21 protein-coding genes are annotated in these 21,728 nt (G+C 64.9%); 13 read left to right on the forward strand and 8 right to left on the reverse strand.

Annotated features, from left to right (window positions below; genetic code table 11):
* Positions 1 to 57 precede the first annotated feature (57 nt).
* Positions 58 to 735, forward strand: coding sequence for an LON peptidase substrate-binding domain-containing protein (locus CVM73_RS17605; protein WP_100233215.1), 678 nt, complete (start codon positions 58 to 60; stop codon positions 733 to 735).
* A 12-nt stretch (positions 736 to 747) separates the two neighbouring features.
* Here the strand turns inward: CVM73_RS17605 and CVM73_RS17610 are convergent, their stop codons facing one another.
* The 6 genes from CVM73_RS17610 to CVM73_RS17635 form a co-directional block, all read right to left on the reverse strand.
* The gene (locus tag CVM73_RS17610; protein ID WP_100233300.1) at positions 748 to 3,246 is read right to left on the reverse strand and encodes an EAL domain-containing protein; all 2,499 of its coding nucleotides are present in this window, start codon (positions 3,244 to 3,246) and stop codon (positions 748 to 750) included.
* Between the two features lie 205 nt (positions 3,247 to 3,451).
* Positions 3,452 to 4,042, reverse strand: coding sequence for a cytochrome b/b6 domain-containing protein (locus tag CVM73_RS17615; protein ID WP_167406900.1), 591 nt, complete (start codon positions 4,040 to 4,042; stop codon positions 3,452 to 3,454).
* Between the two features lie 57 nt (positions 4,043 to 4,099).
* A complete protein-coding gene (locus CVM73_RS17620) occupies positions 4,100 to 4,378 on the reverse strand; it encodes a PepSY domain-containing protein (protein ID WP_100233301.1) in 279 nt (92 codons plus the stop codon).
* Positions 4,379 to 4,597: 219 nt separating this feature from the next.
* Entirely contained in the window at positions 4,598 to 5,410 is an 813-nt protein-coding gene (locus CVM73_RS17625) for an SDR family oxidoreductase (RefSeq protein WP_100233217.1), read from the reverse strand.
* Positions 5,401 to 6,210 carry a crotonase/enoyl-CoA hydratase family protein gene (locus CVM73_RS17630; RefSeq protein WP_100233302.1) on the reverse strand — a complete coding sequence of 270 codons (810 nt, stop codon included), beginning with the start codon at positions 6,208 to 6,210 and terminating at the stop codon, positions 5,401 to 5,403. Before CVM73_RS17630 ends, CVM73_RS17625 begins: the two co-directional genes overlap by 10 nt.
* Positions 6,211 to 6,243: 33 nt before the next feature.
* Positions 6,244 to 6,594: a hypothetical protein gene (locus tag CVM73_RS17635; protein ID WP_100233218.1), complete on the reverse strand. Its 351-nt coding sequence runs from the start codon at positions 6,592 to 6,594 to the stop codon at positions 6,244 to 6,246.
* A gap of 104 nt (positions 6,595 to 6,698) precedes the next feature.
* Here CVM73_RS17635 and CVM73_RS17640 point away from each other — a divergent pair, with 104 nt between their 5' ends.
* Complete coding sequence (locus tag CVM73_RS17640) at positions 6,699 to 7,229, forward strand: TetR/AcrR family transcriptional regulator (protein ID WP_167406901.1); 531 nt, start codon at positions 6,699 to 6,701, stop codon at positions 7,227 to 7,229.
* Between the two features lie 59 nt (positions 7,230 to 7,288).
* Complete coding sequence (locus tag CVM73_RS17645) at positions 7,289 to 7,486, forward strand: Trm112 family protein (RefSeq protein WP_007598651.1); 198 nt, start codon at positions 7,289 to 7,291, stop codon at positions 7,484 to 7,486.
* A gap of 225 nt (positions 7,487 to 7,711) precedes the next feature.
* Here CVM73_RS17645 and CVM73_RS17650 read toward each other — a convergent pair whose 3' ends face one another.
* Positions 7,712 to 8,932, reverse strand: a complete 1,221-nt coding sequence (locus tag CVM73_RS17650; RefSeq protein WP_100233220.1) for a ubiquinone biosynthesis hydroxylase — start codon at positions 8,930 to 8,932, stop codon at positions 7,712 to 7,714.
* 223 nt (positions 8,933 to 9,155) lie between these two features.
* Between CVM73_RS17650 and tesB the strand changes: the two genes are divergently transcribed.
* Positions 9,156 to 10,019 carry an acyl-CoA thioesterase II gene (tesB, locus tag CVM73_RS17655; protein ID WP_100233221.1) on the forward strand — a complete coding sequence of 288 codons (864 nt, stop codon included), beginning with the start codon at positions 9,156 to 9,158 and terminating at the stop codon, positions 10,017 to 10,019.
* A 39-nt stretch (positions 10,020 to 10,058) separates the two neighbouring features.
* On the opposite strand, the gene CVM73_RS17660 is transcribed toward tesB, so the two are convergent.
* On the reverse strand, positions 10,059 to 10,940 hold the full coding sequence (locus CVM73_RS17660) for a DUF4339 domain-containing protein (RefSeq protein ID WP_100233222.1): 882 nt from the start codon (positions 10,938 to 10,940) through the stop codon (positions 10,059 to 10,061).
* Between the two features lie 251 nt (positions 10,941 to 11,191).
* Between CVM73_RS17660 and CVM73_RS17665 the strand changes: the two genes are divergently transcribed.
* The 9 genes from CVM73_RS17665 (at position 11,192) to CVM73_RS17705 (ending at position 21,637) form a co-directional block, all read left to right on the forward strand.
* Positions 11,192 to 11,530, forward strand: coding sequence for a P-II family nitrogen regulator (locus CVM73_RS17665; protein ID WP_028176997.1), 339 nt, complete (start codon positions 11,192 to 11,194; stop codon positions 11,528 to 11,530).
* Positions 11,531 to 11,607: 77 nt separating this feature from the next.
* Positions 11,608 to 12,909, forward strand: a complete 1,302-nt coding sequence (locus tag CVM73_RS17670) for an ammonium transporter (protein ID WP_100233223.1) — start codon at positions 11,608 to 11,610, stop codon at positions 12,907 to 12,909.
* Between the two features lie 310 nt (positions 12,910 to 13,219).
* A complete protein-coding gene (locus CVM73_RS17675; protein ID WP_008142813.1) occupies positions 13,220 to 13,558 on the forward strand; it encodes a P-II family nitrogen regulator in 339 nt (112 codons plus the stop codon).
* A gap of 37 nt (positions 13,559 to 13,595) precedes the next feature.
* Positions 13,596 to 15,044 carry an ammonium transporter gene (locus CVM73_RS17680; protein ID WP_100233224.1) on the forward strand — a complete coding sequence of 483 codons (1,449 nt, stop codon included), beginning with the start codon at positions 13,596 to 13,598 and terminating at the stop codon, positions 15,042 to 15,044.
* A 214-nt stretch (positions 15,045 to 15,258) separates the two neighbouring features.
* Positions 15,259 to 15,663 carry a GFA family protein gene (locus CVM73_RS17685; RefSeq protein WP_100233225.1) on the forward strand — a complete coding sequence of 135 codons (405 nt, stop codon included), beginning with the start codon at positions 15,259 to 15,261 and terminating at the stop codon, positions 15,661 to 15,663.
* Between the two features lie 327 nt (positions 15,664 to 15,990).
* Positions 15,991 to 17,205 (forward strand): aminotransferase class I/II-fold pyridoxal phosphate-dependent enzyme, encoded by a 1,215-nt coding sequence (locus CVM73_RS17690; RefSeq protein ID WP_167406902.1) that lies wholly within the window; start codon positions 15,991 to 15,993, stop codon positions 17,203 to 17,205.
* A 9-nt stretch (positions 17,206 to 17,214) separates the two neighbouring features.
* Entirely contained in the window at positions 17,215 to 19,692 is a 2,478-nt protein-coding gene (locus CVM73_RS17695) for a DNA translocase FtsK (RefSeq protein ID WP_100233226.1), read from the forward strand.
* A gap of 150 nt (positions 19,693 to 19,842) precedes the next feature.
* Entirely contained in the window at positions 19,843 to 20,604 is a 762-nt protein-coding gene (locus tag CVM73_RS17700; protein ID WP_100233304.1) for an outer membrane lipoprotein carrier protein LolA, read from the forward strand.
* A gap of 217 nt (positions 20,605 to 20,821) precedes the next feature.
* Positions 20,822 to 21,637: an exodeoxyribonuclease III gene (locus tag CVM73_RS17705; protein WP_100233227.1), complete on the forward strand. Its 816-nt coding sequence runs from the start codon at positions 20,822 to 20,824 to the stop codon at positions 21,635 to 21,637.
* The last annotated feature ends 91 nt before the right edge of the window (positions 21,638 to 21,728 follow it).

Raw genomic sequence — 21,728 nt, forward strand, 5'->3', positions numbered from 1 at the left:
GAAAACCGCTCCACACTTTTCCGGATCATGCGCTAGCAACGCCAGGGGACCGGGTAGATGCCGATCAACATCGAATATCGCGGGCCCGCCGACCTTCCGGAGATCATCCCGGTATTTCCGCTGCCGGGCGCGCTGCTGCTGCCCCGCGGCCAGATGCCGCTCAACATCTTCGAGCCGCGCTACCTCGCGATGGTCGACGATTCCTTCCGCGACGGCCATCGCCTGATCGGCATGATCCAGCCGGACGTGGCGCACTCGCCGAAGGATTCCGACAAGCCGGCACTGTTCCGCGTCGGCTGCGTCGGCCGCATCACCCAGCTCGCCGAATCCGGCGACGGCCGCTACATCCTCGAGCTCACCGGCGTTTCGCGCTTCAAGGTGGTCGAGGAGCTCGAGGTGCTCACCGCCTATCGGCAGTGCAAGGTGGACTTCTTCACTTTCGTCGACGACTTCACCGCGCGCATGGGCGAGGAGGAGGTCGATCGCGAGGCGCTGCTGGCGGTGCTGGCCGACTTCCTGAAGGCCAACAATCTCAAGGTCGACTGGGAAGGCGTCGAGAGCGCGCCCAATGAGGCGCTGGTCAACGCGCTGGCGATGATGTCGCCCTATGGCCCCGCGGAGAAGCAGGCGATGCTGGAGGCGCCGGACCTGAAGACCCGCGCCGAGATCCTGATCGCGGTCACCGAGATGGACCTCGCCAAGAAGCGCACCAGCGGCGATCCGCCGCTGCAGTGAGGGTCTGAAGGCTCACGCGGCGCGGATGGCTGCCTCGTCCCGCCGCAGCATTCTGGCGATGTCGGATGCAGGCATCGGCCGACTGAAATAATAGCCCTGCGTTTCGACGCACCCCTCCTCACGAAGGATGTCGAGCTGCTCCTCGGTTTCGACGCCTTCGGCGGTCGTCGTCTTGCCGAGGCTGACTGCGAAACGAACCACTGCGCGCGCGAGATGGCGCGCCTCGGCCCGTGTGCTGGAGAGTTCGTCGACGAAACTGCGGTCGATCTTGACCTTGTCGAACGGGAATCTCTGCAGAAAGCTCAGCGAGGAATAGCCAGTGCCGAAATCGTCCAGGGCGATACGCACGCCGAGCTCGCGCAGCTGAGCGAGCACCGCAAAGACGGCTTCGCTGTCATGCATGATCACCGTCTCCGTGACCTCGAGCTCGAGCCTGTGCGGCGCGACTCCTGAACTCGCCAGCGCGCCGACGATGACCGGAACGAGCTCCTTGCTCCTGAATTGGGCGGGAGACAGGTTGACCGCGATCCTGACAGATGCCGGCCATGTGGCAGCTTCCGCGCAGGCGGTCCTCAAGACCCACTCTCCCAGCGGCACGATCAAGCCGGTCTCCTCCGCAAGCGGGATGAATTCGCCCGGCGAAACCAGGCCTCGCTGCGGGTGATGCCAGCGCAGCAAGGCCTCGAAGCCACAGGTCTCGCCGGTCGCAGCGCTGACGAACGGCTGGTAGTGAAGCTCGAACTGGCGGCCGGCAAGCGCATCCCGCATCTCGCGCTCCAGGTTGCGTCGCGCATGCATGAGCTCGTCAAGCTGCGGCTCGAAGAAGCGGAATGCACCACGCCCACCGCTCTTGGCCGAGTAGAGCGCGAGATCCGCGCTCTTCAGGATCACGTCGGAATCATTGCCGTCGCGCGGTGCGATGGCAATGCCGATGCTGGTGCCCACCGCGACCCGGTGATCGCCGAGATCGAAGGGTTCGCAGAGCGCCTTTCTGATGTTATCGGCCAGGGCAGCGGCCTCCACGGCCGGGTTGGTCACGTAATCGATCACGGCGAACTCGTCGCCGCCCAGTCGGGCAATCAATGCGGTTTCCGTGACGCATTCGCGCAGACGCGCGGCGACGGCGCGCAGCAGGGCGTCGCCCGCCGGATGTCCAAGCGTGTCGTTGACTTCCTTGAAGCGATCGAGGTCGAGCACGAGCACGGCCAGATCGAGGCCGCCGTTGCGCGTCACCGCAATCGCATGCTCCATCCGTTCCCGGAGCAGCACGCGATTTGGCAGATCGGTCAGCGCGTCGTGTTGTGCCATATGGGTGATCTTGGCCTCGGACCGGCGTTGCTCGGTGACATCGAGATGCGTGGCCACCCATCCGCCACCGGCCATTGGCTGTCGCGTCACGCAGATCAGCCTCCCATCCGCAAGCTCGTCGATCCTGCTCGAGACTGCATCGAACGGCAAGGCCGCCAGTTTCGAGATGAATCGTTCGGCAGCACCCTCGCTGGAATCGCCCTTGAGAATGCCTTTCGCGATACGGTGCCTGATGATGTCGGTGTGCGACGTCCCCGTCCGCAGCAGCTCCGGCGGCAGCTGATAGAGTCGGGCATAACGCTCGTTGCAGACGACGAGCCGTCTATCGGCATCGAACATGCAGAGGCCTTCGACCATGTAGTTGATGGCCGTGTCCAGCCTGAGCTTCTGTTCCCGCAGTTCGTTCTGCGAGCCTTCGAGTTGCTGCCGGGCGACCGAAAGCTGGCTGATGATCTCTTCGAACTTGGCGGTTCTGGTTGCCAGACGACGATCGGCCAGCACGCCGATCAAGCTCATTCCCAGCACGGACAAGGCCACACCGGCGATAGCGAGCGCGAGGAAGGCCGAAGAAAGCGAGAGGGTATCGGTCGCGAGCGTGGGATCTGGCGTGATCTGCACCGCACCCATGGCCGTGAAGTGATGCGACACGATGGCCAGCGTCAGCAGGACTGCAGCTGCGAGCGTGCCCCGATAGCCCTGATGGGTGAGCGCAACTGCCAGCGCGGCGTAGCCGAGACACATGCCCAAGATGATCGAGACGAGCACGAGATCCATGGACCAGGAGACTCGACCCGGCACTTCAAGGGCCCACATCCCCAGATAGTGCATGCTGGCAATGCCGCCGCCGATGATGACGCCCCCTGCCGCCGCGCGCCACCGGCCGGAGGTGCCGACAGCAACACCGAAACCGACCGAGGTCAGGAGCATTGCCGCGGCAAGAGAAGACGCCGTCAGCACGATGCCATAGCCCGTCGTGACGCCAGGCTCGTAGGCGAGCATCGCGACGAAATGTGTCGCCCAGATTCCGTATCCGATGGCCGCGCCGGCAATGGTGATCCAGATCCACCGCGTTCTCGCGCGCGTCGCGATCGCACGATGAAAGATGCTGACGGCGACAATGCTGGCAACGAAGCAGACCAGGCAAGCGAGCACCACGAGCCGCCAATCGTGCTCGACCGCAAGGCAGGAGAAAACGCGGAACATCCAATTTCGCTCCATCGTCAATACTGTCGATGGTGGATGGGCTAAACGTGCTTCGCGTTAATTTTGTGCAACGCCTGATTGCATGCTTACCAGCGGGTAAACGTTGGCCGCACAATCTGACCTGTCGCGCATTTGCGCGTAAAACCGCCGCGTGATCGCGCCCGACCTGGGGGACACGAAAGGCGCGCAACGATCGGCAACGAACTTAGAGAAGGCTGCGGATGCGCTTGCGTCCGGTGATCATCGCGCGGATCAGGTTCTCGCGCTGCAAGATTCCCATCAGCACCACGCCCGCGACGTGGAGCACGACCAGGACGATGACGGCATCCGATGAATAGTGGTGGGCGTCTTCGACCCACCACACGCCGAAGAAGGTGACGGTGACCGACATCGCGCCGGTGATCGTCGAGACCGCGAGCGAAACCAGCAGCGCGACCAGCATCAGCGTGCCGGCGGGGTTGAGCCCGATATAGCGGCCGGTGATGCCGCGACGCAGATTCCAGAGATAGCGAGGCGAGGCGCGAAGCCTGACGCCGACCATGCGGAAGCGCGAATAACGGCTTCCCCAGAAGCCCCAAACGAGACGAAAAGCGAGCAGCCCCAGCACCGCATAGCCGACCACGCGGTGAAGGCCGTCATAGACGGTCGGCGTGAACCACGCGGCCAGAACGCCAGCCGCGAGAGCCCAGTGCCAAAGGCGCAGCGGGAGGTCCCAGACCGCGATCATCCGCGGAGCGGTTCGCTCAGCGGGGGTCCGGTCGGACACCCCGCGCGGGTCTGGCGCTTGCTCGATCAAGCGGGGACCACCTTCAAGCCTTGCTTTGCGCAGATCGCGTCGCGCGATCGACGCATTCTACTTGGCGATCGTATGCTTCAGGCTGAGATCTTCGGGGCTGTAGAACAGCTCGTAGAGCTTGCCTTCCTTGACGCCGTAGACCTCGTAGCACGAGCCTTCGATCTTGGAGCGCCGCACCTCATAGCCCAGCGCCTTCGCCTTGGCTTCGGCTTCGCTGGCCGGCTTCCACGACGCCTTGTCGAGCTTGGTGCAGTCCTTGAAACCGTCGGCCATAGCCGTCGATCCCGCGCCAATCCCGATCGTCAGTGCAATGGCAACAACACGAATGACCTTCACGAACTTCTCCTCCTCTCGTGGGCGCTGCGCGGAGCCGCGAAGCGGGACTGAAGGAAGCAAAGGTGATGGTGAAGTCAATCCTGTACGGGGCCATTTGGATTTAGAGTTGTTCTAACGATCGCCAAAAGATCAGGGCTCTCCGCATGCAGCATGCATTCGCAGGGGAGCTGCGGCCTTACGTCTCACGGGTCGGATGAACTGCTGATCTCGCCAGTTGCGCTAGGCTGCGCTTCGCATGCTTGGATAGGCGCGCTGCAGCCAGTCCGTCCAGCGGAGACGTCCGCGTACACCCTGGCTGACGACCAAGCCCATGCCGCGCGCCTTCGCTTCGGAAAGGCCGATCGCCACGATTTTCCGGTGCAGTCTCCTTGCATCCCGGTATTGGCGAGCGAAGGCAACGAGGTCGAGTTCTTCGGGGCCGCCGATCTCCGCACGCACGCCGCGCTGCCCGTCGAACGCGCAAGTCAGAACGTGATCGGCGACATCGGACGTATCGACGGGATTGAAGGGCGTCGTCGGCACCGGCCATACCGGAAGCCAGGCGAGGCTCGAGAGCAAGCTGTCGAGCAGGTAATAAAACGGCATCGCGCGAACGATGGACCAGGGCAGCGCTGACGCACGCACCAGCCGTTCGCCAGCGAGCTTGACCCGCGCGTAGGGCAGGGTCGCCTGATCGAGCCCGACGATCGAGACATGCAGGACGTGCCGTACGTCGGCTTCCCCGCAGAGCGACAGCAGCCGCTCCGTCCCCTCGACGTCCACGGCGGAGGGCGATCTGAAGAAGTCGATCGGACGAACGCCGCCCCGCCGCGCGATCGGCGAACAGGTCGCCGCATTGATGACCGTATCGACGTCATGCAGCGCTTCCCGCAACCCCACGCCTGTGGCGAGATCGCCTGCGGCCCATTCGACGTCCGATCGTATGCCCGGCGATCGCGCGAATACCCGCACCCGACGTCCGTCGCGAACCAGGCGATCGACGACATCCCGGCCAAGATGACCCGTGCCTCCGGTAACGAGTGTCAGCGCCATGCGAGACTCCATCTCGGTGCACGATGTTCGAGATTGCTCCTGACCGCTTCGACTTGATTGACGGAGCCGAGCAACGCCGCCTGTTCGGCGGTCTCCGCGGCGAGACCGGCCGCCGCCTCGCAAGTGGCGGACAGGTTGAGCAGTCGCTTGGCGGCACGGATCGCATCGGGGCTGCGGCCCGCAATTTCACGCGCGGTTGCCAGCGCGGCCGCCACGGGATCGTCGACAAGTCGCGTCGCAAAGCCGTAGGCAAGCGCTTCGTCGGCCGAAAACACGCGCCCGGTATAGGTCAGCTCACGCACGACATCCTCGCGCGCGAGGCGGCGCATCAATTGCGGGCCGCACATATCCGGCACCAGACCCCATTTCACCTCGATGGCCGCGAGCTTCGTATCGGGCGCGAGATAGCGCAGGTCGGCGCCGAGCGCGAGCTGCAAGCCGCCGCCGAAGGCAATGCCGTGCACCACTGCAATCACGGGCACGGGCAGCTCGCGCCAGAGCCAGACAACGTGCTGCGCGAAGTTTGCGATGCCGTGGGTCCGAAGCGTCAAATCGACGGACGGAAGCAGCGGCTCGCCATTTGCAGCCGCAAGCATGCGTTCGACATCGAGGCCGGCGCAGAATGCGCGGCCTTCGCCAGACAGTACGACGGCTCGAATTTCTGGGCTGGCACGAAGGTCCGCGCCGGCTTCGGCGAGAGCCTCGAACATCGCCGGATCGAGCGCATTCATCTTGGCCGGGCGGTTCAAGCGTACGTGGGCCACGTCATTCTCGACAACCACACGGATGCGATCGGTCATCATGCTCCTCCTTTGCGGCCCGGATGAGCAGGTTCAGTATCCGCCGACCGCCAGCGCGACCACGGCGGCGAGCGCCTTCCAGCCAAAGCCACGTCCGCGCGACCACCAGGCGTTGGCGACGGCCGCAAAGCCGTAGACGGCGACGATGGTCGCCACGATCCAGTGCCGCGCGCTGTCCGATTCCAGCGTGGGTGCCGCAAGCAAGAGCACGCCGCCGCCGATCCAGGCGACCGTACCGGCCTGCCAGACCAGCCGGATCAGCGTGCGCAGGCTTTCCGGGCTGATGGTCGCTTTGGCGAACACCTTGGTTTCGCCCAGCACGCCATGGATCAGGGCGACCACGATTCCGGCGACGCCGGCACATTGCAGCAGCAGATCACGCATCAGCAGACCTCGCTTCCTTCGCCATACAGTGCTGTATGGAGAGATAGGCGCTGGCCAGTCGCCTGTCAATACACTAATGTATGGTCCGCGCTCGGGAACCCGACATGACCGAACAACTCTCCGCCGACGACTGGATCCAGGAAGGCCTCAAGGCGCTCGCCAAGAACGGCTTCACGGCGCTGAAGGCCGATCCGCTCGCCAAGGCCATGGGCGTCTCGCGCGGCAGCTTCTATTGGCATTTTGCCGATCTTGGCGCGTTCCAAGCCGCGGTGCTGAAGCGCTGGCGCGAGATCGCGGCCGAGCAGATCATCGCCGACGTCGAGGCCGCCGGCGACGAGCCGCTGCAGGCGCTGCTGCGTCGGTCGTTCGGCGCACGGCTCGATCTCGAGCGCGCGGTGCGCAACTGGGCGGCGTTCGATGCCAGCGCGCAAGCAGCGGTGCGCGCGATCGACCGCCGCAGGCTCGACTATATCGAGCAGCTGCTGGCGAAACGCGGGCTTGCCCCGGCGACCGCGCAGGCCCGCGCGCAGATCCTGTACTGGACATTTCTCGGCTTTGCCCTGTCCGGAGCGCCGGTGCCGGCGGCACGGCTCGGAGCCCTGCTCGGCGAGCTTCTGACGATGGTCTCCGCCTAGGCTCGCGATGGGCGGCCGCGAATTTCTATGCTAAAGGCAACCGATTGCCGGAGACCCCGATGAACGCGCCCACCGAACGTCCCGAAGCCAGCGTCGATCCCAAATTGCTGGAGATTCTGGTCTGCCCGCTGACCAAGGGCCCGCTGGAGTTCGATTCTGCAAAGCAGGAGCTGATCTCGCGCAGCGCCAAGCTCGCCTATCCCATTCGCGACGGCATTCCGATCATGCTGCCGGAAGAGGCGCGCAAGATCGATTGAGCGCACGTCGCTCGGATGGAGCGCTTTGCCCGCGCCACACGCCGGTGTCATCCCCGCGAAAGCGGGGATCCATAACCACAGGAAGTGGTTGTGGCGCGAGACTGGTAACTCCGAGCTTTCGCAAAACCAATGCTGCGGCGTATGGGTCCCGGATCTACGCGCGCTTAGGGACGCGCTTGTCCGGGACGACGGAGAGAGTGGGGCGGGAGCCCCCGAAACGTCCGGCTACAACGCCTCGCCCTTCAACAGCCGCGGCACCTCACCGGTGAGTCCGGCAGCCTGGCGGATGAAGAGGTTCTTCAGCGGCGGGGCGCGGTCGACGAGGCCGAGGCCGATGTCGCGCACCGTGCGCAACAGCGTCGACTGGTTGGAGAACAGGAAGTTCAGCGAGTTGGTAGCAACGCCCATCGCCATGGTGTCGAAGCGGCGCCAGCGCTGGTAGCGCTCGAGCACGTCCGCCCCGCCGAGATCCATGCCGAGCCGCGCGGCGTCGACCACGACCTCGGCCAGCGCCGCGACGTCCTTCAGCCCCATGTTGAGGCCCTGACCTGCAATGGGGTGGATGACGTGGGCGGCATCGCCGACCAGCGCGAGGCGCTCGGCGATGAAGGAACGCGCGACGAAATAGGACAGCGGAAACGCGCGCGGCTTATCGAGCGCCTTCACCTCGCCGAGATGCAGGCCGAAGCGCTGCTCGAGCTCGCCGTGAAATTCCTCCTCGCTCAGCGCAACGATACGTGCGGCCTCGGCTCGGCGCTCGGTCCACACCAGCGAGGAACGCTTGCCCGAGAGCGGCAGGATCGCAAAGGGACCTGCGGGCAAGAAGTGCTCTTCGGCGCGGCCTTCGTGATCGCGCTCATGCCCGACGGTGACGACGATGCCGGACTGGTCATACTCCCAGCCATGGGTGACGATGCCGGCACGCTCACGCAGCTTCGACCGCGCGCCGTCGGCGGCGACCAAGAGGCTCGCCGCGATCACGCTGCCATCGCCGAGCGTCACGTCGATGCCGTCGGTGCGCGCATCGTAGGATGCAACCGTGGTGGCGCGAAGGTCGATGCCCTCGGCCTCGGCGCGCACCACCAGCGCATCGATCAGGCGGCGGTTCTCGACCATGTGGGCAAAGGGCTCGCCCGGCGCGACATCGCCGGCGAAATTCAGGAACACGGGACGGGTGGCGTCCTCCAGCTTCGAATCGGTTACGACCATGTCGAGGATCGGCTGCGCCTCGCCCCTGACGTCGTCCCAGGCGCCGATCGCCTCGAACAGGCGGCGGCAGGCGGCGACGATCGCGGTGGCCCGGGGGTCTCGGCTCGGACGCGTGCTGAGCGCGGGATCGGCGACGATGACGGGAATCTCGGGCCCGAGCCCCTGGCGCAGCGCCAGGGCCAGCGCGAGCCCCGCAAACGCGCCGCCACCGATGACAATGCTACCCTGTACCGACATACCCAAGCTTCCCGGTCAATTCTCGGTCTTGCTAGCAGACTTGAGCTGGGCGAAACAGTGCGGTGAAACGAGGGCGGAACGGCCTCTTTCGGTCATTCCGGGGCGCGCAACGCGCGAACCCGGGATCCAGAGGTTATCAGCTCGAGATTCTCAGGTGCGCAATTGCGCACCATAGTTCGCACTGCGTGCGCCCCGGAATGACGCGGCATTAGAAAGCACCACCATGTCCAAGAGCCTGATCGACCTGATCTCGATCCTCGACCTCGAACAGCTCGAGGTGAATCTGTTCCGCGGCAACAGCCCGAAGACGAGCTGGCAGCGGGTGTTCGGCGGCCAGGTGATCGGGCAGGCGATGGTCGCCGCCTGCCGCACCGTGGAGGGCCGGCTGCCGCATTCGCTGCATTGTTATTTCATCCTGCCGGGCGATCCGCAGATCCCGATCATCTACCAGGTGGAACGCCTGCGCGACGGCAAGAGCTATTCGACCCGCCGCGTCACCGCGATCCAGCATGGCAACGCGATCTTCTCGATCATGGTGTCGTTCCACGCCGAGGAGGAGAGTGCGTTCGACCATCAGGACAAGATGCCCGACGTGCCGCCGCCGGAAAAGCTCACGGCGGAGGAGGTGGCGAAGCAGCCGATGTTCCGCGAGATGCCGGAGTTCATCCGCCGCTACTACGAATCTGACCGCCCGATCGAGCTGCGCCCGGTCGAGCTCGGCCGCTATTTCGGCCAGAAGATCGACGACGGCCGCATCCACGTCTGGATCAAGACCGCGGCGAAGCTGCCCGACGATCCGGCGCTGCATATGTGCGCGCTCGCCTACGCCTCCGACTTCTCGCTGCTCGATGCGATCATGGCACGCTACGGCCGCACGCTGTTCGACAAGCGCATGATGCCTGCGAGCCTCGACCACGCGATGTGGTTTCACCGCCCGTTCCGCGCCGACGAATGGCTGCTCTATGCGCAGGATTCGCCGAGCGCGCAATCGGGCCGCGGACTGACCCGCGGCTCGATCTTCAAGCCTGACGGCACGCTGGTCGCCTCCGTCGCGCAGGAAGGCTCGGTGCGCGAGCGGAGGAGCTGATCATCTCAGGCGCGGCTCACCGCGCTTGGGATTTCTCGATCACGCCGAGCCGCGCGGTGCGAGCTCGGTCTGCGACGCGAACCAGTTCATGATCCAGCGATACACCCACGGAATCGGGATGATCAGGCTGGACAGGATCGCAGCCACGATGCCGCGCCAGAGGATGTCGAGACCGCTGCCCTTGAAAACGATCTCGCGCCGCGTGCCCTCGATGCTGCGGCAGAACCAGCGCAGCTGGGCCGCGGCCACCCAGGCCCAGCCGATGATGGTGATGATGGAAATCGCGAACAGCAGATTCCAGCCGATATAGGCCCAGACCGAACCGGTGAAGCTCAGGCCCAGCGGCTGCCCGTTGGAGGCGAGGTTCGCGATCATCCATTTGATCAGCAGCCAGTAGAGCACGATCTGGACGATGAACAGCAGATTGCTGAGCAACTGGCTGCCGACGAAGCCGAGCGCGATCGCCAGAACGATGAAGCCGAAAAACCACGGCACCAGCGTCATAGCGCTGCCGGTGAAACTGAGATTGGGGCGCCCGGGGACCTTGACGCAGGGCACGATCCATTTCGTGTACCAGACGAACAGCCACGGCACCGGGATGATGAAGCACGAGCCGATCGCGAGCACGAGCGTGCGCCAGGTGAACTCGAGGATGCCGAAATCGACGGCGAGCGATCCGCCGCTGGCCGCGCCGCCGTAACCACCAGCACCCATCATCGGCGGGCCGCCGCCCGGTATCATCGGCGGAGCACCGCCGCCGAGCAGGCCGGGGATCTCGGCGGCCTTCTGCCAGCCGGCCATGCCCTCGGTCCATACCAACGTGTCCGAACGGACGACGCCCTGGGCGATCAGATCGCGGAACTGCCCTTCCGGAAAGGGCCCCTGCTGCTTGCCCTCGGATGCGTAAAACCAACTCGCCATGAAGCGTCCCCCTCGAACATACTTATGTACTGGCCAAGGCGCTTAGGTTCACCGCTTCGGTTCACCGCATCCATGCCAAAAATGCATTGTGAAGGATGAACGGATGCCCTGTACAGAGGCGGCCATTCACATGGCCAAACGTTTTTCCGCTTCAATATGCAACTTTTTTGTGCCATTTGCCCGGAAAGATGCCAGATTGACGCGGCGCCGGGGACATACGGCGTGGCGCATCCCGGGAAATAGGCCTGACCATGAAACTCGTCGTCGCGATCATCAAACCCTTCAAGCTCGATGAGGTCCGCCAGGCCCTGACGGCGATCGGCGTTCACGGCATGACCGTGACCGAGGTGAAGGGCTATGGCCGCCAGAAGGGCCACACCGAGATCTACCGCGGCGCCGAATATGTCGTGAACTTCCTGCCCAAGCTGCGCATCGAGATCGCGGTCGCCTCCGACGTCGCGGACAAGGCGGTCAGCGTGATCACCGCGACCGCGCGCACCGGCCAGATCGGTGACGGCAAGATCTTCGTCACGCCGATCGACCACGCGCTGCGCATCCGCACCGGCGAGACCGACAGCGACGCGCTCTGAACCAAGCAAATCTGTTTCGATCGCACCGGGCAACGACGCTACAGCGTGCGACGCCAATTGATGCCGGGGGGAACGATATGGCGGGATTGTTGCGCCGCGCAGCTGCCATGGCTGCGCCAGTCGGATTTATGTCCGTCGTAGCTTCGCCGGCGCGCGCCGCCGCTTCCGAGATCAACACCGCCGACACCGCCTGGATGATCGTCGCCACAGCGCTGGTGCTGATGATGACGATCCCGGGGCTCGCGCTGTTCTATTCCGGCATGGTGCGCAAGAAGAACGTGCTCGCCACCATGGCGCAGAGCCTCGCCGCCGTGACGCTGATCTCCATTCTCTGGGTCGCGTTCGGCTATTCGCTGTGCTTCGTCGGCGACGGGCCGTGGATCGGCACGCTCGACCGCTGGTTCCTCGCCGGCATGACGCTCGACAGCGTCAACCCCGCGGCGAAGACGATCCCGGAAGCATTGTTCATGCTGTACCAGATGACGTTTGCGATCATCACGGTGGCGCTGGTCGCGGGCTCGGTCGCCGACCGGATGCGGTTCTCGGCCTATCTGTTGTTCTCCGTCGCCTGGTTCATCTTCGTCTACATTCCGCTGGCACATTGGGTCTGGGGCGGCGGCTTCCTCAACAGCCTGGGCGTGCTCGATTTCGCCGGCGGCCTCGTGGTGCATCTGTCGGCCGGCACCGGCGGCCTCGTTGCCGCCAAGGTGATGGGACGCCGTCACGGCTACGGCACCGAGAATCTCTCGCCGTTCGATCTGTCGCTGGCGGTGATGGGCACGGGCCTGTTGTGGGTCGGCTGGTTCGGCTTCAACGGCGGCTCGGCGGGCGCGGCCAATTCGCGCGCGGTGATGGCCATCATCGCGACCCATCTCGCCGCCTGCTCCGGCGCACTGACCTGGGGCGCGATCGAATGGTCGACGCGGCGCAAGCCCTCTGTGCTCGGCATGATCTCCGGCGCGGTGGCGGGGCTCGGCACCATCACGCCGGCCTCCGGCTTCGTCGCGCCCTGGCACGGCATCGTCATCGGCGTCGTCGCCGGAGCAGTCTGCTACTGGGCCTGTACCTGGCTGAAGCACCGCTTCGACTATGACGATTCGCTCGACGTCTTCGGCGTCCACGGCATCGGCGGCCTGACCGGCACCCTGCTTGGCGGCGTGTTCGCGACCAGCGCCATTGGCGGCACCGCCGGCCTGCTGGAGGGCCATCCTCAGCAGCTCCTGATCCAGTTCTACGGGGTTGCCGTCACCTTCGTCTGGTCGGCGGGCGTGAGCTTTGTCCTGCTCAAGCTGGTCGGCCTGTTCGTGCCCTTGCGCGTATCCCGTGAGCACGAGCTCGAAGGACTGGATATTTCGCAGCACGGTGAAGCCCTGCAATAGGCGCTGGCGCTACGAAATTACCTTCTCGCTGCACGACACATGAGCAACATTGTGTCGACAGCCTGTCGTGCCCTCGTTTTGAGCAGGCGTGACCACGTTTTGAGCGCGACGTAATAGCGCACTGCACTGCAATACCCGCCAAACGCGAAAACACCCGCTTTCATAATCCGTTAGGCAATACGCCCGATCTGGCACGGCATTTGATTCTAGGGGGGCGGCTGTGCCCGCGTAGTGAAACGTCTCCCTCGTGGCGAACCAGTCGAGCAACGCCCGGCCACGTCCGGACCGGGCCCAAGCGGGGATAGGACCCATGAAAATTGTTATGGCGATTATCAAGCCATTCAAGCTGGAAGAAGTCCGGGACGCCCTGACCGCCATCGGCGTTCACGGTCTCACGGTGACGGAAGTCAAGGGGTATGGCCGCCAGAAGGGCCATACGGAAATCTATCGCGGCGCCGAATATGCCGTGAGCTTCCTGCCCAAGATCAAGATCGAGGTCGCTGTCGCATCCGACCAGGTCGACAAGACCATCGATGCCATCACGTCCGCGGCGAAAACCGGACAGATCGGCGACGGCAAGATCTTCGTCATCAACCTCGACCATGCGGTGCGCATCCGCACCGGCGAGGCCGATGCCGCGGCCCTCTGATTTCGCGCTCAACCTTATCCAAGCAGGAGTAAACAATATGACGTTCAAGCGTCCCCATGGCGCGGGATTGGCGGCTCTCGCAGTCGGCCTGTTCGCTGCGACCGCAGCCTACGCCGAGCCAACGGTCAACAAGGGAGACAACGCCTGGATGCTGACATCGACAGTGCTGGTGCTGTTGATGACGATCCCAGGCCTCGCGCTGTTCTACGGCGGTCTCGTCCGTTCCAAGAACATGCTCTCGGTCCTGATGCAGGTGTTCTACACCGTCTGCGTCGTCACCGTGATCTGGGCCGTGTACGGCTACAGCCTCGCCTTCACCGGCGGTTCCGACTTCATCGGCGGCTTCTCCAAGGCCTTCATGATGGGCGTCACCACCGACTCGAAGGCTGCGACCTTCTCGGTCGACGCCAACATCTCGGAGCTCGTCTACGTCTGCTTCCAGATGACCTTCGCGGCGATCACGCCCGCCCTCATCGTCGGCGCCTTCGCCGAGCGCATGAAGTTCTCGGCGATCGCTCTCTTCATCCCGCTCTGGGTCACGCTGATCTACTTCCCGATCGCGCACATGGTCTGGTACTGGCCGGGCCCGGACGCGATCCAGGACGCTGCCAAGGCGCTGGCTGCGGCGGGTGATGCGGCGGCGAAGACCGCGGCGCAGGCCAAGCTCGACGAGATCAATGCCGACGCCGGCTGGATCTTCAAGGCGGGCGCGATCGACTTCGCAGGCGGCACCGTGGTGCACATCAACGCCGGCATCGCAGGTCTCGTCGGCGCCCTCCTGATCGGCAAGCGCGTCGGTTACGGCAAGGACCTGCTGGCCCCGCACTCGCTGACCATGTCGATGATCGGCGCCTCGCTGCTCTGGGTCGGCTGGTTCGGCTTCAACGCCGGCTCCAACCTCGAAGCCAACGGCGGCGCCGCCCTCGCCATGACCAACTCCTTCGTCGCCACCGCAGCCGCAGCGCTGTCGTGGATGTTCGCGGAGTGGATCATCAAGGGCCATCCGTCGGTGCTCGGCGTCATCTCCGGCGCTGTGGCAGGTCTCGTGGCCGTCACGCCTGCCGCCGGCTTCGCCGGCGTGATGGGTGCGATCGTCCTCGGCCTCGTCGTCGGCGTGGTCTGCCTGTTCTTCTGCACCGTCGTGAAGAACGCGCTCGGCTACGATGACAGCCTCGACGTGTTCGGCGTGCACTGCATCGGCGGCATCGTCGGCGCCATCGGCACCGGCATCCTCGTGAACCCCGCCCTCGGCGGCGCCGGCATCATCGACTACACCGCGATCCCGCCGAAGGTTGCCGATTACGACTTCGCGGCGCAGATGATCTCCCAGCTCAAGGCCGTCGGCACCACGCTGGTGTGGTCGGGCGTCGGTTCGGCGATCCTCTACAAGGTCGTCGATGTGATCGTTGGCCTCCGCGCCAATGTCGAGAGCGAGCGTGAAGGCCTCGACATCACCGAGCACACCGAGCGCGCTTACAACATGTAACTCTCCTCCCGGGCGCGGCCTCTCCGGAGACCGCGTCCACACCTACGGTTTGGGCACATACCCGGCAATGCCCCGACCGTTGAGGGGCTCCAGCGCAAGCTGGAGCCCCTTTCTTTTTGTCTTCTTTTGGGCCCGCACGACGAAGAAAGAGATTGCCATTCCGGATTGCCGGCGCAGAAATACCCTCCACAACGAAAAACAACGGGAGGTCGTCATGCGTTTGGAAGGCGGATGCTATTGCGGCGAGGTGCGCTACGTGGCCGAAGGCGATCCGATGATGCAGGCGCAGTGCCATTGCCGCGAGTGCCAGTACATCTCGGGCGGCGCGCCCAACACCTTCATCGCGATGCCGGCCGCCGGCTTCAGCTACATCACCGGACAACCGAAGCAGTTCACGCGCAAGGACCTCGAACGCGCCGTCACGCGCGAATTTTGCGCCGAATGCGGCACGCATCTGGTGACCAAGGTTCCGGGCCTGCCCGCCGCAGTCGTAAAGGTCGGCACGCTGGACGAGCCAAAACAGTTCCAGCCGCAGATGGCGATCTACACCTGCGACATGCAGGAGTTCCACGCGATCCCCGCGGGCATGCCGGCGTTCGAGAAGCTACCGGGGCGCTGAGCATCGGATCGCGCCGGCAAGACGGTGCGCTCCCTCTCCCGCTTGCGGGGGTGGGCGGGGGTGGGGGTGTCTCCACAGAGAGATTCCCCAAGAGGAGAGAGCCCTCACCCGCCACGCTCTTCGAGCGCGACGACCTCTCCCGCAAGCGGGAGAGGTTAGAACGGCCACAGCCATCCCGTTGTTATCCGGTCCCATTATTCCCGCTCTGGACGCGGGCGGCGGCCGATGGTTAATCGCGTCTTAACCTCGCCCTATCTATGGTGAACTGAACCGCTTCCCGCCGGCGCTTTGGTGCGACCGGCCGTTCCAAGAGTACTGGCGCCCAGAATGGTCATGACCGCTTCATCCCGTGCGCCGCAGGCCAATGGAAGCTCCGATTCCGCGCGCTCGCCCTTCGTTCGGCTGAACGAGCTGCTGGCCCCGCATCAGCCGGGCAAGCCCTTGATTTCGCTCGCGGTCGGCGAGCCCCAGCATCCCGTGCCCGATTTCGTCGGCCCGGTTCTGGCCAAGCACATCGCCGAGTTCGGCCGTTACCCGGCGAACCAGGGCACCGAGCCGTTCCGCCAGGCAGCAGGCGCCTGGCTGTCATCGCGCTTCAAGCTGCCGCGGGCGCTCGACCCCAAGAGCGAGATTCTCGTCCTCAATGGCAGCCGCGAGGGGCTGTTCCTCGCCGCGATCGCGGCGGCGCGCTATGTCGGCCCGCGTCCCGGCAAGCCCGCCATCCTGATGCCGAACCCGTTCTATCCGGTCTATGGCGCCGGCGCCCTCGCAGCCGCTTGCGAGCCGGTCCATCTGCCGACAACAGTCGAGAATGGCTTCCTGCCCGACCTCGACGCCATCGACGAAGCGACCTTGGCGCGTACGGTCGCGTTCTACCTGGCCTCGCCCGCCAACCCGCAAGGATCGGTCGCCAAGCCCGACTATTTCAAACGCTTGAAGCAACTCGCCGACCGCTACGGCTTCGTGATCCTCAGCGACGAGTGCTATTCCGAGATCTACACCCGCGAAGCCCCGGGCAGCGCACTGGAATGCGCCGGCCCAGATTTCACCCGCGTGGTTGCGTTCCAGTCGCTGTCGAAGCGCTCTAACCTGCCGGGCCTGCGCGTCGGCTTCGCCGCCGGCGACAAGAGGTTCATCGGCATGTTCCTCGAGCTGCGCAACATCGCAGCGCCCCAGGTGCCCGTGCCGCTCCAGCATGTTGCGACCGTCGCCTATGGCGACGAGGCGCATGTCGAGGAGAACCGCAGGCTGTACCGGATCAAGTTCGATCTCGCCGACCAGATCATCGGCAATCGTTACGGCTATCGCCGGCCCGATGGCGGCTTCTGCGTCTGGCTCAACACCTCGGAGATCGGCGACGACGTGTCGGTGACGCTGAAACTCTTCAAGGAAGCAGGCGTGCGCGTCGTGCCCGGCAGCTTCTTGGCGCGGCAGCAGCTTGACGGATCCAATCCCGGCGCAGGCTACATCCGCCTCGCGCTGGTGCAGGATGGTGAAACGACGGCGCAGGCGCTGCACCGTCTGGTCGAGACTCTGGGTTAGGCGGAGCCCGTGAGCATGTCGGCAATCGAACGTGTCATTCCTCTGGTCGGCCATCTGCCGCCTTCGATCCGCGAGGGGCTGGCGCGACGCATGCGCGAGCTCACCGGCCTCGGCCTGATCGCGCTGGCGGGCGTTGCCTCGGCGGCGCTGATGACCTGGTCGGTGCAGGATCCCAGCCTCAGCCACGCGACCTCGCGGCCGATCCGCAACATCCTCGGCTATGCCGGTGCGATCGGCGCCGATCTCGCGATGCAGATCCTCGGACTCGGCGCAATCATGCTGGTGCTGACCGTCGCGGTCTGGGGCTGGCGCATGATGACGCACCGGCCGTTCGACCGCGAGGCGCTGCGGCTCGGCTCCTGGATCCTCTGCACCGTGATCGCGGCAGGCTTCGTCAGCTGCTGGCCGCATGGCGGCGCATGGCCGCTGCCGACCGGTTTAGGCGGCGTGGTCGGCGACGCGCTGGTGCGCGCGCCTGCGGTGATCTTCGGACCGCCGGGCACGATCTATCGCATCGTGCTCGGCACGATCCTGTTCGCCGCGATGGCGGCGACGTTCCTGATCGCCTGCGGCCTCGGCGCACGCGAGCACGACGACGAGCTCACCGAGATCGAGGAGGACGACAAGCCGCTCGACGAGGACGAGGAGAGCGATCGTGGTTCGGTGTCGCTGGGCTGGCTGTTCCACGCCTTGATGAGCACCAAGGCCCGGCTGATCTGGCTGCTTGGCGCTGCCTACCGTTCGCTGGTGTCGAGCGGACCGAAGACCAAGGCCGTTGCGTACAGCCGCCAGGAGCCGAATCTCGGCGGCGGCCGCGCCGCGCCCTCGATCTCGCCGCAGTCGGAAGACGAGGACTACGAAGAGGAGCACGAGGAAGCGGAAGACGAGGAGGAGGAAGAGGAGCAGCCCGCCGCGCGCGCCCCGCGCAAGAAAGCGGCGCCGAAGGCTGCGGCCAAGAAGTCCTCCGACAAGTTCGATCTTCCCTCAGTCTCCATGCTGGCCGCGCCGAAGGCCGGCGATCGCCAGCCGCTCAGCAAGGCCGAGCTGGAGACCAATTCCCGTTCGCTCGAAGGCGTGCTGCAGGATTTCGGCGTGCGCGGCGAGATCGTGAAGGCCAATCCGGGTCCCGTGGTCACGCTGTACGAGCTGGAGCCGGCGCCCGGCATCAAGTCCTCGCGCGTGATCGGCCTTGCCGATGATATCGCCCGCTCGATGAGCGCGCTGTCGGCGCGCGTCGCCGTCGTGCCCGGCCGCAACGCGATCGGCATCGAGCTGCCGAACGCGCATCGCGAGAAGGTCTACCTGCGCGAATTGCTGGTCGCAAAGGAGGCGACCGACACGGTCGCAAAGCTGCCGCTGTGCCTCGGCAAGACCATCGGCGGCGACCCCGTCATCATCGACCTCGCCCGCACGCCGCACATGCTGATCGCCGGCACCACCGGCTCGGGCAAGTCGGTCGCGATCAACACCATGATCCTCAGCCTGGTCTACCGGCTGCGGCCCGATCAGTGCCGGCTGATCATGGTCGATCCGAAGATGCTCGAACTCTCCGTCTATGACGGCATTCCCCATCTGCTCACGCCCGTCGTGACCGACCCCAAGAAGGCGGTGGTCGCGCTGAAATGGGCCGTGCGCGAGATGGAGGAGCGCTACAAGAACATGGCCAAGCTCGGTGTGCGCAACATCGACGGCTACAACACGCGCCTGCTCGAATTGAAGGCCAAGGGCGAGGAGCCGACGCGCACGGTGCACACCGGCTTCGACAAGGAAACCGGCAAGGCGATCTACGAGGAAGAGAAGCTCTCGCTCGACCCGCTGCCCTACATCGTCATCATCGTCGACGAGATGGCCGACCTGATGATGGTCGCCGGCAAGGACATCGAAGGCGCGGTGCAGCGTCTGGCGCAGATGGCGCGTGCCGCCGGCCTGCACGTAATCCTGGCCACGCAGCGTCCGTCGGTCGACGTCATCACCGGCACCATCAAGGCGAACTTCCCGACCCGCATCGCCTTCCAGGTGACGTCCAAGATCGACAGCCGCACCATTCTGGGTGAGATGGGCGCCGAGCAGCTGCTCGGCCAGGGCGATATGCTCTACATGGCCGGCGGCGGCCGCATCAGCCGCGTGCACGGGCCGTTCGCCTCCGACGAGGAGGTCGAGAAGGTGGTGCGTCACCTCAAGACGCAGGGCCAGCCGGAATATCTCGAGGCCGTCACCGCAGAAGAACCGACCGAGGACGAGGACGGCGCCGTGTTCGACGCCACCGGCATGGGCGGGGATGGCGGCGGCGATCTATTCCAGCAGGCGGTTGCGATCGTCAAACGCGATCGCAAGGCATCGACCAGCTACATCCAGCGCCGCCTGCAAATCGGCTATAACCGCGCCGCATCGCTGATGGAGCGCATGGAACTGGAGGGCATCGTCGGTCCCGCCAACCACGCCGGCAAGCGCGAGATTCTGGTCGAGGAAGAAGACAGCCATATGTGAGGCGAGCAGCCTCTGAACATAATTTCACGCAAATTCGATATCTGCTTTTGCCCGAAATCACGCTAAAAGGCGCCTAGCCATACAGGACACGCGTTGATCAGACATCCGGACATTCGATTCGTTGCCATCATCGCCGCGCGAAGCGCGCGCGTGGCCGGCGTGCTTCTCGTCGCCGCCGCGATGGTGACCGGTGCGTCGCTCGCGCAGAGCGTTCCGGTGCCGAAGCCTGCACCGAAGGGACGCGACGGTGCTGCAGGCGGCGGCGGCGGTGGACCGGCTGTCACCGGAGCGACGCAGACCCCGCCGAATCCGGTGATCCCGGATCCGCGGCGCAACGTGCCGAGCAGCATCTTCCAGACCTTCGACGCCAACCAGAAGGCGCAGGCGGCCAAGGTCAGCGCCTATCTGTCGTCGCTCCAGACGCTGGTCGGGAATTTCGTCCAGGTCGGCCCCGACGGCAGCAAGACGCAGGGCGATTTCTACATCCAGAAGCCGGGCAAGGTGCGCTTCGAATACGATGCGCCGAGCCCGATCGACATCGTCGCCGATGGATCCTCTGTCGTGGTGCGCGATCGCAAGCTGGCCACGCAGGACGTCTACCCGCTGTCGCAGACACCGCTGCGCTATTTGCTGTCCGACCGCATCGATTTGATGAAGGACACCAACGTCGTCAACGTCACGGCGGACGATCTCTTCATCAGCGTCACCATCGAGGAGAAGCAAGCGCTGGTCGGCACCAGCCGGCTGCTGTTGATGATCGGCGCCAAGGACGGTCAGCTCAAGCAATGGACCGTCACCGATCCGCAGGGCTACGACACCACGATCGCGGTCTACAATCTGGATTCGAGCAAGAAGCTCGATCCCGGCATGTTCAAGATCGATTTCACCAATTACGGCCCATCACCGGGTTGAGCTCTCGCGTCCCGGACAAGCGCAGCGAACCGGAGCGCAGAGCCGGGACCCAGGATGCCGCAAGATGGGCCCCGGCTCTGCAGCGCGTCACTTCGTGCCGCACAGCGTCCGGGGCACGCGAGCGAACCCACCGCTCACACTCAAGCCTGAAAAGACGGTGGGCACGGCGCTTTGCGCCTTTGCCGACCCCACGAGGGCTTGCTAAGACGCATTCCCCATGCGTCTTTCCCTGACAACCTGGAACATCAATTCGGTGCGGCTGCGCATCGACCTGGTCGCGAAATTCCTCAAGAGCGCGCGGCCGGAGGTGCTGTGCCTGCAGGAAACCAAGTGCATCGACGACGCCTTTCCGCTGAAGCGCTTCAAGCGGCTCGGCTACGAGCACGTCGCGCTGAACGGGCAGAAAGGCTATCACGGCGTCGCCATCGTCTCGAAGATCCCGTTCGAATCGAAAGACATCCGCACCTTCTGCGACAAGGTGGATTCGCGCCACATCTCGGTGTCGTTCGGCGAGAAGGCGGGCATCGCAAAACCGCTGGTGCTGCATAATTTCTACGTGCCCGCCGGCGGCGACATTCCCGATCCCGCGCTGAACGAGAAATTCGATCACAAGCTTCGCTTCCTCGACGAGATGACGGCGTGCGAGCCGCTGCATCCGCGCGGCGAGGACCGCCATATCCTGGTGGGCGACCTCAACGTCGCCCCGCACGAGAACGACGTCTGGTCGCACAAGCAGCTTCTGAAAGTCGTCTCGCACACGCCGGTCGAAACCGAGAAGCTGAAGGCGGCGCTCGCCGCCGGCGAATGGGTCGACGTCGCGCGCGAGCGCATCCCGATGTCGGAGAAGGTCTATACGTGGTGGAGCTACCGCTCCGCCGACTGGACCGTCGGCGATCGCGGCCGCAGGCTCGATCACATCTGGGTCTCGCTCGCGCTGAAGGACGCGGTCAGCGATTTCAAGATTCTGCGCGATGCGCGCAGCTGGGAGCGGCCGTCGGACCACGTGCCTGTGACGGTGACGCTGGAGGTGTAAGCCGCCGTCGTCATTCCGGGGCGCGACGAAGTCGCGAACCCGGAATCCATTCATCGACCGTCTCTGACGCTCAATGGATTCCGGGTTCGCG

Source organism: Bradyrhizobium forestalis, assembly GCF_002795245.1.
In the GTDB taxonomy this organism is placed as follows: domain Bacteria; phylum Pseudomonadota; class Alphaproteobacteria; order Rhizobiales; family Xanthobacteraceae; genus Bradyrhizobium; species Bradyrhizobium forestalis.